The 15,131-nt window shown below is 64.1% G+C and carries 11 protein-coding genes; 9 read left to right on the top strand and 2 right to left on the bottom strand.

The features are described from left to right. The first annotated feature begins 42 nt into the window (after positions 1–42). Positions 43–1,767 (top strand): dihydroxy-acid dehydratase, encoded by a 1,725-nt coding sequence (ilvD, locus tag X566_RS20545; protein ID WP_034471104.1) that lies wholly within the window; start codon positions 43–45, stop codon positions 1,765–1,767. Continuing rightward, on the top strand, positions 1,754–2,611 hold the full coding sequence (locus tag X566_RS20540; protein ID WP_034471101.1) for a tetratricopeptide repeat protein: 858 nt from the start codon (positions 1,754–1,756) through the stop codon (positions 2,609–2,611). The genes ilvD and X566_RS20540 overlap by 14 nt, the downstream gene beginning before the upstream one ends. A 46-nt stretch (positions 2,612–2,657) precedes the next feature. On the opposite strand, the gene xth is transcribed toward X566_RS20540, so the two are convergent. Next, a complete protein-coding gene (gene xth / locus X566_RS20535) occupies positions 2,658–3,452 on the bottom strand; it encodes an exodeoxyribonuclease III (protein ID WP_034471098.1) in 795 nt (264 codons plus the stop codon). 231 nt (positions 3,453–3,683) lie between these two features. On the opposite strand from xth, the gene X566_RS20530 reads away from it, so the two are divergent. Together X566_RS20530 and X566_RS20525 are read left to right on the top strand one after the other, a co-directional pair. Next, entirely contained in the window at positions 3,684–4,820 is a 1,137-nt protein-coding gene (locus X566_RS20530; RefSeq protein WP_034471095.1) for an efflux RND transporter periplasmic adaptor subunit, read from the top strand. A 4-nt stretch (positions 4,821–4,824) separates the two neighbouring features. After that, on the top strand, positions 4,825–7,947 hold the full coding sequence (locus X566_RS20525; RefSeq protein ID WP_034471092.1) for an efflux RND transporter permease subunit: 3,123 nt from the start codon (positions 4,825–4,827) through the stop codon (positions 7,945–7,947). 104 nt (positions 7,948–8,051) lie between these two features. Here X566_RS20525 and erpA read toward each other — a convergent pair whose 3' ends face one another. Then, on the bottom strand, positions 8,052–8,381 hold the full coding sequence (gene erpA, locus X566_RS20520) for an iron-sulfur cluster insertion protein ErpA (protein ID WP_034471089.1): 330 nt from the start codon (positions 8,379–8,381) through the stop codon (positions 8,052–8,054). Between the two features lie 157 nt (positions 8,382–8,538). On the opposite strand from erpA, the gene X566_RS20515 reads away from it, so the two are divergent. The 5 genes from X566_RS20515 (at position 8,539) to X566_RS20495 (ending at position 15,122) form a co-directional block, all read left to right on the top strand. Next, entirely contained in the window at positions 8,539–9,741 is a 1,203-nt protein-coding gene (locus X566_RS20515) for a deoxyguanosinetriphosphate triphosphohydrolase (RefSeq protein WP_034471087.1), read from the top strand. Between the two features lie 50 nt (positions 9,742–9,791). Beyond that, on the top strand, positions 9,792–11,588 hold the full coding sequence (argS, locus tag X566_RS20510) for an arginine--tRNA ligase (protein WP_034471085.1): 1,797 nt from the start codon (positions 9,792–9,794) through the stop codon (positions 11,586–11,588). A gap of 108 nt (positions 11,589–11,696) precedes the next feature. Then, positions 11,697–13,226 (top strand): SPOR domain-containing protein, encoded by a 1,530-nt coding sequence (locus X566_RS20505; RefSeq protein WP_034471083.1) that lies wholly within the window; start codon positions 11,697–11,699, stop codon positions 13,224–13,226. A 46-nt stretch (positions 13,227–13,272) separates the two neighbouring features. Further along, the gene (nagZ, locus tag X566_RS20500; RefSeq protein WP_034471081.1) at positions 13,273–14,301 is read left to right on the top strand and encodes a beta-N-acetylhexosaminidase; all 1,029 of its coding nucleotides are present in this window, start codon (positions 13,273–13,275) and stop codon (positions 14,299–14,301) included. Next, positions 14,298–15,122 carry a ScpA family protein gene (locus X566_RS20495; RefSeq protein ID WP_034471080.1) on the top strand — a complete coding sequence of 275 codons (825 nt, stop codon included), beginning with the start codon at positions 14,298–14,300 and terminating at the stop codon, positions 15,120–15,122. The genes nagZ and X566_RS20495 overlap by 4 nt, the downstream gene beginning before the upstream one ends. Positions 15,123–15,131 lie beyond the last annotated feature (9 nt).

The following is a 15,131-nucleotide window of genomic DNA, read 5'->3' as shown; positions in this document are numbered from 1 at the left end:
GAGTAGGGCGTGTTGCGTAAGTTGGCGGGAAACCGAGTTGCGATGGACGTGAAGACGAACATCAAGAGCCGTCTGCCCAGCCGTCACGTGACGGAAGGGCCCGAGCGCGCGCCGCACCGGTCCTATTACTATGCCATGGGCCTGACCTCGGCCCAGATTCACCAGCCGTTCGTCGGCGTGGCCTCCTGCTGGAACGAGGCTGCCCCCTGCAATATCGCGTTGATGCGCCAGGCCCAGGCGGTGAAAAAGGGCGTCGCCGCGGCTGGCGGCACCCCGCGCGAATTCTGCACCATCACCGTCACCGACGGTATCGCCATGGGCCATGACGGCATGCGCTCGTCGCTGCCGTCCCGCGAGGTGATCGCTGACTCGGTCGAACTGACCGTGCGCGGCCATTCCTACGATGCCTTGGTCGGCCTGGCCGGCTGCGACAAGTCTCTGCCTGGCATGATGATGGCGATGGTCCGCCTCAACGTGCCGTCGATCTTCATCTATGGCGGCTCGATCCTGCCAGGCAATTTCCGCGGCCAGCAGGTCACCGTGCAGGACATGTTCGAAGCGGTCGGCAAGCACTCGGTCGGTGAGATGTCGGACGAGGATCTGGACGAGATCGAGCAGGTCGCATGCCCGTCCGCTGGCGCCTGCGGCGCTCAGTTCACGGCCAACACCATGGCCACCGTCTCCGAGGCGATCGGGCTGGCGCTGCCGTATTCGGCCGGTGCGCCGGCGCCGTACGAAATCCGCGACCGGTTTTGCGCCGCAGCTGGCGAGAAAATCCTGGAGCTGATCGCACTCAATCTCCGTCCGCGCGATATCGTCACCCGGAAGGCGCTGGAGAATGCGGCGGCGGTCGTGGCGGCTTCCGGTGGTTCGACCAATGCCGCATTGCACCTACCAGCCATCGCTCACGAATGCGGGATCAAATTTGATCTGTTCGATGTCGCCGAGGTCTTCAAAAAGACACCATATATCGCGGATTTGAAGCCGGGTGGCCGTTATGTCGCCAAAGACATGTTTGAAGTTGGTGGCATACCGCTCCTGATGAAAACCCTGTTGGACCAGGGATATCTGCACGGCGACTGTATGACCGTTACTGGCCGCACCATTGCTGAGAACATGGCCAGCGTGAAGTGGAATCCGCACCAGGATGTCGTGCGCCCAGCGGATCAGCCGATCACCGTCACGGGTGGTGTCGTCGGGCTCAAGGGCAACCTCGCGCCGGAGGGGGCGATCGTAAAGGTCGCCGGAATGAGCAATCTCAAATTTACCGGCCCGGCGCGCTGCTTCGATCGCGAAGAGGATGCGTTCGAGGCCGTGAAGAACCGCACCTACAAGGAAGGCGAGGTCATCGTTATCCGCTATGAGGGGCCGAAAGGCGGTCCCGGCATGCGCGAGATGCTCGCGACCACCGCCGCGCTCACCGGTCAGGGTATGGGCGGCAAGGTGGCGCTGATCACCGATGGCCGGTTCTCGGGCGCGACCCGCGGCTTCTGCGTCGGCCATGTCGGGCCGGAAGCAGCCGTCGGCGGCCCGATCGCGCTGATCCGCGACGGGGACATCATCGAGATCGATGCGGTCGACGGACATCTCAACGTACAGCTCTCCGAGGCCGAGTTTGCCGAGCGGCGAAGCGCCTGGCAGCCGCCGGCGGAGCGTTTCGGTTCAGGGGTTCTGTGGAAGTACGCCCAGCAGGTTGGTCCGGCCGTGAATGGCGCTGTCACCCATCCTGGCGGCGCCGAAGAGAAGCAGTGCTATGCGGATATCTGAGTGTATCGCGTCCTGTGTCATTGCCGGAGCGGCCATCCTGGCCGTAGCACCTGCCTTTGCGTTCGAAGGTACGACGCCGGGTGGCTTGTCGTCCGCGGGACTGCCGCCCGTTGGATTGGCTGCACCGACGGCGGTCCCCGTTCCGCCGCTGCCGGTGGCTGTGCCCAACGGCACGGCTGCTGCCAAGGCTGCGGTGCCGTCCAGCAACTCGCTGTCCACCCTGCAGTATGCCGCCGAGGGCGGCCATCCGATCGCGCAGTGGAAGCTCGGTCGGATGTACGCGACCGGCGAGGGCGTCGATCGCGATGACCTGCGCGCTTTTGACTATTTCAGCCGCATCGCCAATCAGCACGCCGAGGACAGCCCCTCCGCACCGCAGGCGCAGATCGTCGCCAATGCGTTCGTCGCGCTCGGCCGCTACTACCGGGACGGCATTCCGAACACCCGTGTCCGGATCGACCGCGAGCGGGCGCGGGAAATGTTCCACTATGCCGCATCGTATTTCGGCAACGCGGACGCCCAGTACAATCTGGCGCGCATGTATCTCGACGGCGTCGGTTCGCAGCGCGACCCGAAATACGCAGCGCGCTGGCTGGCGCAGGCGGCGCAGAAGGGGCAATTCCAGGCCCAGGCGCTGCTCGGGCAGATGCTGTTCAACGGCGATCTGCTGCCCCGCCAGGTGGCCCGTGGTCTGATGTGGCTGACGCTCGCCCGCGACAATGCGGGTCCGGACGAGGTCTGGATCAATGATGTCTACAACTCTGCGCTGAAGCGCGCGAGCGAGGACGACCGGGCGATGGCTGGCCGGATGCTCGAGCGTTGGGTGCAGGGGCGCCGCGACTGATTGTCTCGGGTTCGTTGCCCGTAATGCAACGCACGATTGCTCGCCACTAGTTGCGCGTGTCGAAGTCGAACTCGGCCCAGACCGGGACATGGTCCGACGGCTTTTCCCAGGCCCTCACATGCTTGTCGATGCCGACCGTGACCAGGCGGTCTGACGCCTGCGGCGACACCAGCAGATGATCTATCCGGATACCGTTGTTCTTCTGCCAGGCGCCGGCCTGATAGTCCCAGAACGTGTAAAGCTTGGTTTGGTCGGTGACGGCGCGCAGGGCATCGGTCAGCCCGAGCCCGAGCAGGGCCTGAAAACGCATGCGTGTTTCCGGCAGGAACAGGGCGTCGTTGACCCACGCCGCAGGATTGTGGACGTCGCCAGGGGCGGGAATGACGTTGAAGTCGCCCGCGAGGATGAAAGGCTCCTCGGTTTTGAGCCGTTCAACCGAATAGTCGTAAAGCCTCTTCATCCAGTTGAGTTTGTATGGGTATTTTTCCGTGTTCGGCGGGTTGCCGTTTGGCAGATACAGGCAGGCGATCCGGACGACGCCCCGCCTCAGCGAAATGACGCCTTCGAGGAAACGTGACTGCGCGTCGTCATCGTCGCCGGCTAGGCGCGGCCGCGTTTCGTCGAAGGGAAAGCGGGAGAGGAGGGCGACGCCGTTGAAGCCCTTCTGGCCGTGGGTGACCACGTTGTAGCCCAACGCCTCGATCGGCTCGCGCGGGAACGTATCGTCCGTGCACTTGATTTCCTGCAGGCAGGCGACGTCCGGGCTGGTTTCCTTGAGCCAGGAGAGCAGGTGGTCCAACCGCTGGCGGGCGGAGTTAACGTTCCATGTGGCGATACGCATAGTGCGGAGCCCTTCGCATTAACATTTCTTCATTTTGCCGTGCACTTTCCGACTGGCACGATGGCAACGATTCCAACAGATGGATACTGCATGCTTCCCCGAAGCTGTGATAAATCCTTCGGGAATAGATCGCCAAGAACCCGGTTATAACGGGTCTGGGGGAGACCTAAGGTTCTTTTGATGGGTGGCCGGGGCAGAGCGCGCGCGCGTGGCCGGCATGTGCGAGAAATTATGAGAAAACGCAATTTGTTTATCGCCCTCGGTCTGGTCGCCGTTGCCGGAACGGTCGCTTTCAGCACGCGCTCATCCTGGATGGATACGGGCGGGGCTGCAAAGGCGCAGGGACCGGGCCGCGTTCGCGCGATCTCGATCCAGGCCGCCATCGCCGAACGCAAGCAGGTGCCGGTCGAGGTCGATGCGATCGGGACGGTGACACCGATCGCCAGCGTCGCATTGAAGTCGCGCATCGAGACGACGATCACAGAAGTTCATTTCCAGGATGGCGCGCGCGTCAAGGCGGGCGACATTCTGTTCACGCTCGACGCGCGACAGATCGATGCGCAGATCGCGCAGGCCGAAGGGACGCTGGCGCGCGATCGCTCGCAACTTGCAGGGGCCGAGCGCGATTTCCGCCGCTACAGCGATCTGATCGCCAAGGGAGCAACCACCCAAGTCAACGTTGATAACGCGCAGACGCAGATGGACATCCTGCGCGGGACGGTTCGTGCTGATGAGTCCGTTCTGGAGAATTTAAAGGTCCAGAAGAGCTACGCCACGATCCGCGCGCCGATCTCCGGGCGCATCAGCGCGGCCAACGTCAAGGTGGGTAACTTTGTCCGCCCGGCCGATGTCGCGCCGCTTGCCACCATCAATCAGATCGCGCCGATTTACGTCGCGCTGACCGTGCCGCAGCGGGTGCTGCCCGATCTGCATGAATCGTTGAAGGCCGGAACGGCGATCGCGATCGCCTCGTTGCCCGGCGACAAGGCGACCGAAACCGGAAAGGTGGCGATGATCGAGAACACGGTCGACATCAACACCGGCATGGTCACGCTGCGTGCGGTGATGGACAACGACAAGGAGACGCTGTGGCCGGGGACGCTGGTCTCCACCAAGCTGGTCGTCCGCAACGAGGAAGCGGTCGTCGTGCCCTCGGTCGCAGTCCAGCGCAGCCAGGCCGGCAACTTCGTGTTCCTGGTCAAGGATGGCAAGGCTCAGGTCCAGCCAGTGACCGTGGCGCGGACCTTCCAGGGATCGTCGGTGATCTCCAGCGGCCTGTCGGGCGGCGAGAACGTGGTGACCGACGGCCAGATGCTGCTTTCGAATGGTACCCCGGTCGACATCCGCGACCGCAAGACGGGAGCCTGAGGGGATGAGACTCTCCGAGCAGTGCATTCGTCGTCCGGTGATGACGACTATGCTCACGGCAACGATCATCGTTTTTGGTCTCTTTGCCTATCGCCTGCTTCCGGTCTCAGCCCTGCCGAAGGTCGACTTTCCGACCATCTCGATCACCGCGACGCTTCCAGGCGCCAGCGCCGACACCATGGCTGCCTCGATTGCCGGACCGATCGAACGGCAGATGTCCACCGTACCCGGCATTTCGTCGATGACCTCGCAATCGGCGCAGGGGACGACCACCATCACCATCCAGTTCGACCTCAACCGCAACATCGATGCGGCCGCGCTCGACGTACAGACTGCGCTGTCGATCGCCCAGCGGCGTTTGCCGATCGAGATGACGGTGCCGCCGAGCTTCCGCAAGGTGAACCCGTCGGACTTCCCGGTGCTGTTCATCGCGCTGAGCTCGGCCACGCTGCCGCTCTCGACCGTCAACGAGTACGGCGACATCTTCATGGCCCAGGCGCTGTCGCAGATCGCCGGCGTTGCGCAGGTGCAGATCTACGGCAGCCAGAAATTTGCGGTGCGCGTGCAGGCAGACCCAGAGGCGGCCGCCGCCCGCGGCTTGTCGATGGACGACATCCGCAACGCGGTGGCGCGGGCGAACTCCAGTACGCCGGTGGGCACGTTGAATGGACCCAGCCAGAACATCACGCTGCAGGCCTCGAGCCAGATGGATACGGCCGAACCGTACCGGCAGATCGTCGTGGCCTATCGTAATGGTTCGCCGATCAAGCTCGACGAAGTGGCCAGGGTGTATGACAGCGTCGAGAACGACAAGACCGCGAGCTGGTTCAACGGCGAGCGCTCGATCGTGCTGGCGGTTCAGAAGCAGCCCGACGCCAACACGGTGGCGGTGGTCGATGCCGTAAAGGCGCGGCTGCCGGGATTGCAGGCGCAGCTGCCGCCATCGATCAACGTCAACGTCACCATGGATCGGTCGATCTCGATCCGACAGTCGGTGTTCGATGTCCAGGAGACGCTGTTGATCGCCGTGATCCTCGTGGTCCTGGTGATTTTCCTGTTCCTGCGCTCGGCGGCTGCGACCTTCATCCCGTCGGTGGCGGTGCCGATCTCGCTGCTCGGCACCTGCGGCGCGATGTATCTGCTCGATTTCTCGGTCAACAACATGACGTTGCTGGCGCTGACATTGTCGGTCGGGTTCGTCGTCGACGACGCCATCGTCATGCTCGAGAACATCGTCCGGCATATCGAAGAGGGAATGCGACCCTATGAGGCGGCGCTGAAGGGCGCCCGCGAAATCGGCTTCACCATCATCTCGATCACCTTTTCGCTGATCGCCGTGTTCATTCCGGTGCTGCTGATGGGCGGCATCGTCGGTCGCGTGTTCCGCGAGTTCGCGGTGACGGTGGCGATCGCGATCCTCGTCTCGGCGTTCGTCTCGCTGACGCTGACGCCGATGCTGTGCGCCCGCGTGCTGAAGGAGCACGATGCGCATAAGAAGCCGAATGTCGTGCTTCGTATCTTCGAGGCGATGTTCGCCCAGTGGCATCGCGGCTACGAATGGGCCCTCGACAAGGTTCTGGCGGCGAAGTCGATCACGCTCGCTCTCACGATCGCAACGCTGTTTGCGACCGCCTTCCTCTACTACGTCGTGCCGAAGGGCTTCTTCCCGCAGGAGGACACCGGCTTCCTGATCGGTACCTCGGAGGCTGCAACCGATACCTCGTTCGATGCGATGGTAGAGCGCCAGCAGAAGCTGGACGAGGTCTTGCGCGCCGACCCGGCGGTGGAATTCGTCAACAGCACCGTCGGCGCCGGCGGCCCCACCCAGACGGCGAATTACGGGCGCATCTTCATCGGCCTGAAGCCAAAGGGCGAGCGCGATCCCGCACCGGTGGTTATCGCGCGGCTGCGGCAGAAGTCGGCGGCGGTGCCAGGCATGCAGGCCTTCTTCCAAAGCATCCAGAACCTGAACATCGGTGGCCGCGTCTCCAAGAGCCAGTATCAGTACACGTTACAGGGGGCCGATACGGGGGCGCTCTATACGATCGCGCCGGAGCTTCGCGACAAGATCGCAAAGATTCCGGGGCTGCTGGATGTGACGACCGACCTGTATGTGAAGAACCCGCAACTGACGGTGGAGATCGATCGCGAGCAGGCGGCTGTCTATGGCATCACGGCCGACCAGATCCGCAATCAGCTCTTCAACGCGTTCGGCTCGCGCCAGATCGGCACGATCTACAAGCCGTCGAACGATTACCAGATCATCCTGGAGGCGCAGCCGCGTTTCCGTGTCGATCCGTCGGAGCTGTCGAAGCTCTATCTGAAGACCGGCAACAACCAGACGATTCCGCTTGATGCGGTGGCGAAGCTGGTTCCGAGCATCGGACCGCTGCAGATCAACCACCAGGGCCAGCAGCCGTCGGTGACGATCTCGTTCAACCTCGCGCCGAACGTCTCGCTCGGTTACGCGGTCGATAAGATTTCCGAGATCGAGCGCGACGCCAACCTGCCGGTCTCGATCGTCAGCGGCTTCTCCGGCACGGCGCAGGTGTTCCAGGACTCGTTGCGGGGGCAGGGCGTGCTGATCCTGGCTGCGGTGTTCGCGGCCTTCGTCATCCTCGGCATTCTCTACGAGAGCTTCGTGCATCCGATCACGATCATCTCCGGCTTGCCGTCGGCGGGTATCGGCGCGATCCTGACTCTGATGCTGTTCAACATGGACCTGTCGGTGATCGCGATGATTGGCATCGTCATGCTAGTCGGCATCGTCAAGAAGAACGCGATCATGATGGTGGATTTCGCGATCAGCCGCCGCGCTGTTGGCCTCAGCGCGGAGCATGCGATCCGCGAGGCGGCATTGCTGCGTTTCCGCCCAATCATGATGACGACGTTCGCGGCGATCTTCGGCACGCTGCCGATCGCACTCGGAACTGGCGCTGGCGCCGAGCTGCGTCAGCCGCTGGGCGTGGCGGTGGTTGGCGGTCTTCTGGTCTCGCAACTGCTGACGCTGTTCATTACGCCGGTGATCTACATCTACCTCGATCGCATTGACCGCAAGCTGAAGCGTCGTCTCGAGCCGGAGTTCGTGGAAGTCGAGGAGCGCCCGCGCCAGGTGGCGGCGGAATAAACCGCGCGAAAATCTTCACACGGCGCCCGGCAAGGCAGCCGTGACCGTTCTGCCGTGGGGCGGCTTCAAAGACCGGGGACGCTGTCGGAAAAAGGCGTCAGTTCTCAGATCGAGAAGCTGGTGCCACAGCCGCAGGACGCGGTGGCGTTCGGATTGACCACGCGGAACGAGGCGCCGATCAGGTCGTCGACGAAATCGACTTCTGAACCAGCGAGGAAAGGAACCGAGGCGGGATCGACGAGCACGGTTGCCCCATCGCGGGCGATCACCAGATCATCCTCCGCGCGGGTCTTCTCCACGTCGAACTTGTATTGAAATCCGGAGCAGCCGCCGCCCTCGACACTGATCCGCAGCATCGCGCCGACGCCTTCCGATTGCAGGATTTGCCCGATGCGGCGGGCGGCCCGTTCGGTGATGGTGACAGTCGCAGACATTGCTTGCTCCGATAGCCTTGCGCAGGGCGCGACATCCGAAAGCGGGTTTCCGTCGTCCGGATATCATGGTCGAAGGGTTTGATCGCCCCGCAACTCATAGTTAAGTGCGCCGGGACCGAGAATCAAACCGTAAACCCGGGTAATTTAGAGGTAAACTATGGCGGTCGGGATGGCGGCGCCGCGCGCGGTCTACGCCTGCGATCCGGAGCACAGCCGGGGGCGGTTGCACGCCGAGCCGCCGAGCAAGACTCGCAGCGCATTCCGGCGGGACTGCGACCGGGTGATCCATTCGACGGCGTTCCGCCGCCTCAAGCACAAAACCCAGGTGTTCGTCTTCCATGAAGGGGACCATTATCGCACACGACTGACCCATTCGCTGGAGGTTGCGCAGATCGCCCGGGCGATCGCCCGCCAGCTCGGTCTCGACGAGGACCTGACCGAAGCGTTGGCGCTGGCACACGATCTCGGCCACACCCCGTTCGGCCATGCGGGGGAGCGTGCCCTCGATGGTTGTCTGCACGCCTGGGGCGGGTTCGATCACAACGCCCAGACCTTGCGCGTCGTCACCACGCTGGAACGGCGCTATCCAGCCTTCGACGGCCTCAATCTCTCCTGGGAAACACTCGAGGGCATCGTCAAGCACAACGGGCCGCTGACGGACAAGGATGGCCGGCCCGCGGGGCGATACGCCGAGACCGGCGTGCCGCATGCGATTGCCGACTACGTCAGAGGACACGACCTCGAACTCTCGAGCATCGCCGGGCTCGAAGCGCAGGTCGCAGGCCTTGCCGATGATATCGCCTACGATGCCCACGACATCGATGACGGCCTGCGCGCCGGCCTGTTCGCGATCGATGATCTTGCGGCTGTGCCGTTGATCGGCGGAATCGTTGCCGACATCGACGCACGCTTTCCCAGGCTTGACCAGCCGCGGCGGGGAGCGGAACTGGTTCGGGAGCTGATCTCGCACTTGATCGGCGACGTGGTGGCCGAGACCCAGCGCCGGCTCGGCGAAAGCTTACCCGCGTCGCCCGGCGAGGTCCGGCGTCTGGGGCGACCGACCGCGGCATTTTCGGCGGCGATGGCCGCGGCCGAGCGGGAGATCAAGGCTTTTCTGTTCAAGCGCATGTATCGGCACGAGCGGGTGATGGCCATCATGCAGGACGCGGAAGCGATTGTGCGGGACCTGTTCGGCCACTATCGCGCCAATACCGGGGAGTTGCCGCCGGGATGGCTGCCGGCCGAAGCGAGCGACGTTGAGCTGGCGCGCGGCATCGGCGACTTCATCGCCGGCATGACCGACCGCTTCGCCATCGTCGAACACCAGCGGATTTTTGACTTAACCCCCGAATTGCGTTAGGCGGCCGGTCAACGATGGACATGATCGTCCTGATATCTCACTGAAATTCCATGACCCAAGCATCTGGCCAGTCCCATCTTTTCGCTCAAGTCCTCGATCGCGTGCAGGCGGCTTGCCGTACTTTGAGCGATCAGGGAACGATCCCTGCGGGGCTCGATCTGTCGCGGATCGTGGTCGAGCCGCCGCGCGATGCCGCGCATGGCGATATGGCGACGAATGCGGCGATGGTGCTGGCCAAGGATGCCAAGGCGAAGCCACGCGATCTTGCGGAGAAGATCGCGGAGCTGCTGCGGGCCGATCCGCTGGTTGAGACGGTGGAGATCGCCGGGCCTGGCTTCATCAATCTGCGGCTGAAGGCATCGGTCTGGCCTGAGGTGTTGCGCACGGTGTTGAGCGAGGGGGCGGCCTACGGCCGCAGCCGCATCGGCCGCGGTGAGGCGATCAACGTCGAATATGTTTCGGCAAACCCGACCGGGCCGATGCATGTCGGCCATTGCCGTGGCGCGGTGTTCGGCGATGCGCTGGCGAGCCTGCTCGACTTTGCGGGCTTCAAGGTGACGCGCGAATACTACGTCAACGATGCCGGCGCGCAGGTGGATGTGCTCGCGCGGTCGGCGTTCATGCGCTATCGCGAGGCACTGGGCGAGGTCATCGGCGCGATCCCGGAGGGGCTTTATCCCGGCGACTACCTGAAGCCGGTCGGCGCAGCGCTAGCGGCCGAATACGGCGACAGGCTCAAGGCGATGGCAGAAGCCGAGTGGCTGCCGATCGTGCGGGCGAAAGCCATCGCGATGATGATGGCCGAGATCGAGAAGGATTTGCAGGCGCTCAACGTGCGCCATGATGTGTTCTTCTCCGAGCGTTCGCTGCAGGGCGCCAACGGCGGCGAAGTGGCGGCTGTCATTGATGGCCTGCGCAAGCGTGGGCTCGTCTACGAGGGACGCCTGCCGCGGCCGAAGGGCGGGCCGGACGAGGATTGGGAGGATCGCGAGCAGACGCTCTTCCGCGCGACCGCGTTCGGCGACGACGTCGATCGGCCGCTACTCAAGTCGGACGGATCGTATACCTACTTCGCCTCCGACATCGCCTATCACAAGAACAAGTTCGATCGCGGCTTCGCCAACATGGTCGACGTCTGGGGGGCCGATCACGGCGGCTATATCAAGCGCGTCCAGGCGGCGATCCGGGCGGTCAGCGAAGGCAAGGGCACGCTTGACGTGAAGATCGTGCAGCTCGTGAAGCTGTTGCGCGCTGGCGAGCCAGTGAAGATGTCGAAGCGGTCCGGGGATTTCGTCACGCTGCGCGAGGTGGTCGACGAGGTTGGCGCCGACGCGGTGCGCTTCATGATGCTGTTCCGAAAGAACGATGCGGTGCTCGATTTCGACCTCGCCAAGGTGATCGAGCAGTCGCGCGACAATGCGGTGTTCTATGTCCAGTACGGCCATGCGCGCGGCTATTCGATCTTCCGTAATGCGCGGGAGGCGATCGCCGACCTGCCCGAGCAGGCGGAGGCCCGCGCGCCGTACCTGCTGGCGAAGGCGGATCTGTCGCGGTTGGCTGATACCGCTGAGCTCGGACTGCTGCGGCGGCTCGCTTTGTTCCCACGGCTGGTGGAGGGGGCCGCCGAGGCGCACGAGCCGCATCGGATCGCATTCTACCTCTACGATCTTGCCAGCGAGTTCCATGCGCTTTGGACCAGAGGGCGGGATTTGCCTCATTTACGCTTCATTATCCAGAATGATGCAGAGATTACGTTAGCGCGGCTGGCCCTGGTGCAGGGGGTCGTGTCGGTCCTCGCAGCCGGTCTCGCGATTCTGGGTGTCCAGGCGCCGGACGAAATGCGATAGTCGAGGTGTCCGTCGTTGAGGGGCGACGGTGACACGCAGCGGCTGGACGGGTTCCGCGTGGACTTCCATATCGGCGCTGTTCAGCCTTCCTGATGGGGACAACATCAGATGGCAGATCGTTATCAATACCGGCCCGAGTCCGCCGACGATCGCGGTGCGCGGCGAGCTGCGAGCCAGAGCGCCGATGGCGATCCGTTGGCTGAGCTCGCACGTCTGATAGGGCAGACCGAACAAGGTACGGCGTTGAGCGCTCCGCCGAGCACGCGTGCCGAGCGCACGCGGGCCGATCGCGTTTCATCGCAACAATATCAGCCGCAGCATGAGGACGTGCCGGACGAGGCACCACCAGCCGAGGCGTCGCGGCCATCATGGATGCGCACCGCGAGCCGGCAGCAGCGCGCTCAGCCCGCGGCGCTGGAGCCGCAGGGTTACTCGGCCGATCCTTATCCGCAGCAGGATGAAGAGCCTCCGCCACCGGCGTTTCTGCGCACGGCGCGTCATCGCGACGAGCGGCAGCAACAACCGCAGCAGCCGCAATACGATCAATATCAGTATCAGCGCGAGCAGCAGTACGCCGAGCAGACCCAATACGAACAGCAGCCGCAATACGATCATCAACACGATCAGCAGGCGCGCTATGATCACGTTCTGTATGATCAGAATTCACAGAACGCGCACTACCCGCAGTACCAGGATCAGCAGTACGCCGACGGCACGTATCAGGCTGGCTACCAAGAGCAAGATCCGAACTATCCGCCTTACTATGGCGATGGCCACTACGAAGAGCCGCAACGTAAGCGCGGCGGGTTGATGACCGTCGCGGCGGTGCTGGCGCTGGCGGTTGTCGGCACGGCGGGCGCGTTTGCTTATCGTTCCTTCGTAGGATCGCCACGCAGCGGCGAGCCGCCGGTGATCAAGGCCGAGCCTGGTGCAACCAAGATCGTGCCTCCGACCCAGACCAGCGACGCCTCCGGCAAGATCGTCGACCGCATCGGAGCTCCAAGCGGGCAGGAGCAGTTGCTGTCACGCGAGGAGCAGCCGGTCGACATCAATGGCCGCAATCCGCCGCGGGTGGTTTTCCCGCCGTTGAACACCAATGCCAACCCGCCCTCGCCGCAATCGGTCGCAACCACGACAGCCTCGACACCACCACGGGCCGGGGTTTCGAATGGTGCGCTTGGCGACGAGCCAAGGCGGGTCCGGACCCTCAGCATCCGCACTGATCAGCCGGATACGGCACCGGCTTCAGGTCAACAGGGGCAGGCTGCCCAGTCGCGGGCGGCCTCGGCCCGGGCGCAGGCCCCTGCCAATGCGCCGGTCTCGCTGTCGCCGCAGCAACAGGCGCCGGCTCCGACCCGTACCGCCTCCGCACAACCGACAGGTGGATCGGGCGGGTATATGGTCCAGATTTCGTCGCAGCGGAGCGAAGCCGACGCCCAGGCGGCCTACCGGGCGATGCAGTCCAAGTTCCCGAACGTGCTCGGATCGCGCTCGGCGATGATTCGCCGCGCCGATCTCGGCGAGCGTGGGATCTACTATCGCGCGCTGGTTGGGCCGTTTTCCCAGGCCGAGGACGCCGGACAGCTCTGCAACAGCCTGAAGGCCGCCGGCGGCCAGTGCGTCGTCCAAAGGAATTAACGGCGGTTTCCTTGACCCTGCGCGCAGGGCCGGGCTAATCGGCCCCATGCGCATCAAAGCCTTCATCAGCGGAGTAGGCGGCCTTACCCTCACCGAGGATGAGCGGGTGTTTCTGCGCGAGGAGCAGCCCTGGGGCTTCATCCTTTTCAAGCGCAACGTCAGTGATCGCGCGCAAGTTGCATCCCTGATTGCGGACTTGCGCCAATGCGTCGGCCGGCCCGACGCGCCGGTGCTGGTCGATCAGGAGGGCGGGCGCGTCCAGCGCCTTGGGCCGCCGGTCTGGCCATCTTATCCTCGTGGCAGCGTGTTCGCGCAGCTCTATGATCGGACCCCCGACGAGGGGCTGCGGGCCGCCTATTTGAGCGCACGGCTGATCGCCGCCGATCTCGCCGACGTTGGCTTCACGGTGGACTGCCTGCCGCTCGCGGATGTGCCGGTGGCGGGGGCGGATGCTGTCATCGGCGACCGCGCCTATGGAACCGAGCCGGCCAAGGTTGCTGCGATCGGCCGTGCCGTGACGGATGGCCTTTGCGCAGGCGGCGTGCTGCCAGTGCTCAAGCATATCCCCGGCCATGGCCGGGCTACCGCGGACACGCACTTTCAGTTGCCGACCGTCGATACGCCGCTTGTGGAACTCGAGCGCACCGACTTCGCCGCGTTCCGCCCGCTGGCGGACCTGCCGATGGCGATGACTGCGCATGTTGTGTTTAGCGCCCTCGATCGTGCCCAACCGGCGACGACTTCTGCGACAATCATCCAGGAGGTGATTCGCGGCTCGATCAGTTTCCAAGGTTTGCTGATGAGTGATGACGTGTCGATGAATGCTCTGCAGGGAACGATCGCCGAGCGCACCCGCGCCAGCATCGCTGCCGGCTGCGACATGATCCTGCATTGCAACGGCGATCCGGAAGAGATGCGGGCGGTCGCCGCCAACACGCCGCTGCTGGCGGGACAGGCGCTGGAGCGGGCGAAGCGCGCGCTCGCCGCGCGCAAACAGCCGCAGCCGCTCGATCGCGAGCGGGCGCGCGCCGAACTCGATGAACTCGTCAGCCGTGCGGGAGCCCTGACAGCATGAGTGCAGAAATCCTTCCCTTCGACGCTACGCAAGCGGAGCGGCCGGACGACGAGCCGACGCTGGTCGTCGACGTTGCCGGATACGAAGGGCCGCTGGACCTGCTGCTTGCGCTTGCCCGGCATCAGAAGGTCGATCTGGCGAAGATCTCGATCCTGGCATTGGCCGATCAATACCTCGCCTATATCGAGGCGGCGCGGAAGCTGCGCCTGGAGATTGCCGCGGATTATCTGGTGATGGCGGCCTGGCTCGCCTATCTGAAGTCGCGGTTGCTCTTGCCTGAGCCGCCGTCGGCGGAAGGGCCGAGCGCCGAGGATATGGCGACTGCGCTCGCCAACCGCCTGCGCAAGCTGGAGGCGATCCGCGAGGCGGCCAAGAGCCTGATGACGCGCCCGCAGCTTGGCCGGGACATCTTTGCCCGTGGTGAGCCAGAAGCGATTGCCGAGATCAAGCATCAAAAGTGGACGGCGACGCTCTACGACCTGCTGACGGCCTACACGACCCAGCGCCAGCAGCGGGTGCTGGCCAGCGTGCATCTCGCCAAGCGGACGGTCTGGTCGTTGAACGAGGCGCGTGCGTCGCTGGAGCGGCTGGTCGGCATGGCCGAAGACTGGAGCAGCCTGGACGAGTACCTCTTGAGCTACGTCGTCGAGCCGTCGCAGCGGGCGACCGTGTTTGCGTCGAGTTTCGCGGCGGCGCTGGAACTTGTCCGGGAAGGCGAGGCGGAAGTGCATCAGAAAGAAGCGTTCGCGCCGATTTTCGTTCGTAAGCGGCGGCCCGACCTGGCTGCCGAGCTTGTCGCACCCGAAACACCGGCAAGCTAAGTGGAAGGA

It is taken from the genome of Afipia sp. P52-10 (assembly GCF_000516555.1).
Classification (GTDB): domain Bacteria; phylum Pseudomonadota; class Alphaproteobacteria; order Rhizobiales; family Xanthobacteraceae; genus P52-10.
This window is presented reverse-complemented; position numbering and strand designations above follow the sequence as displayed.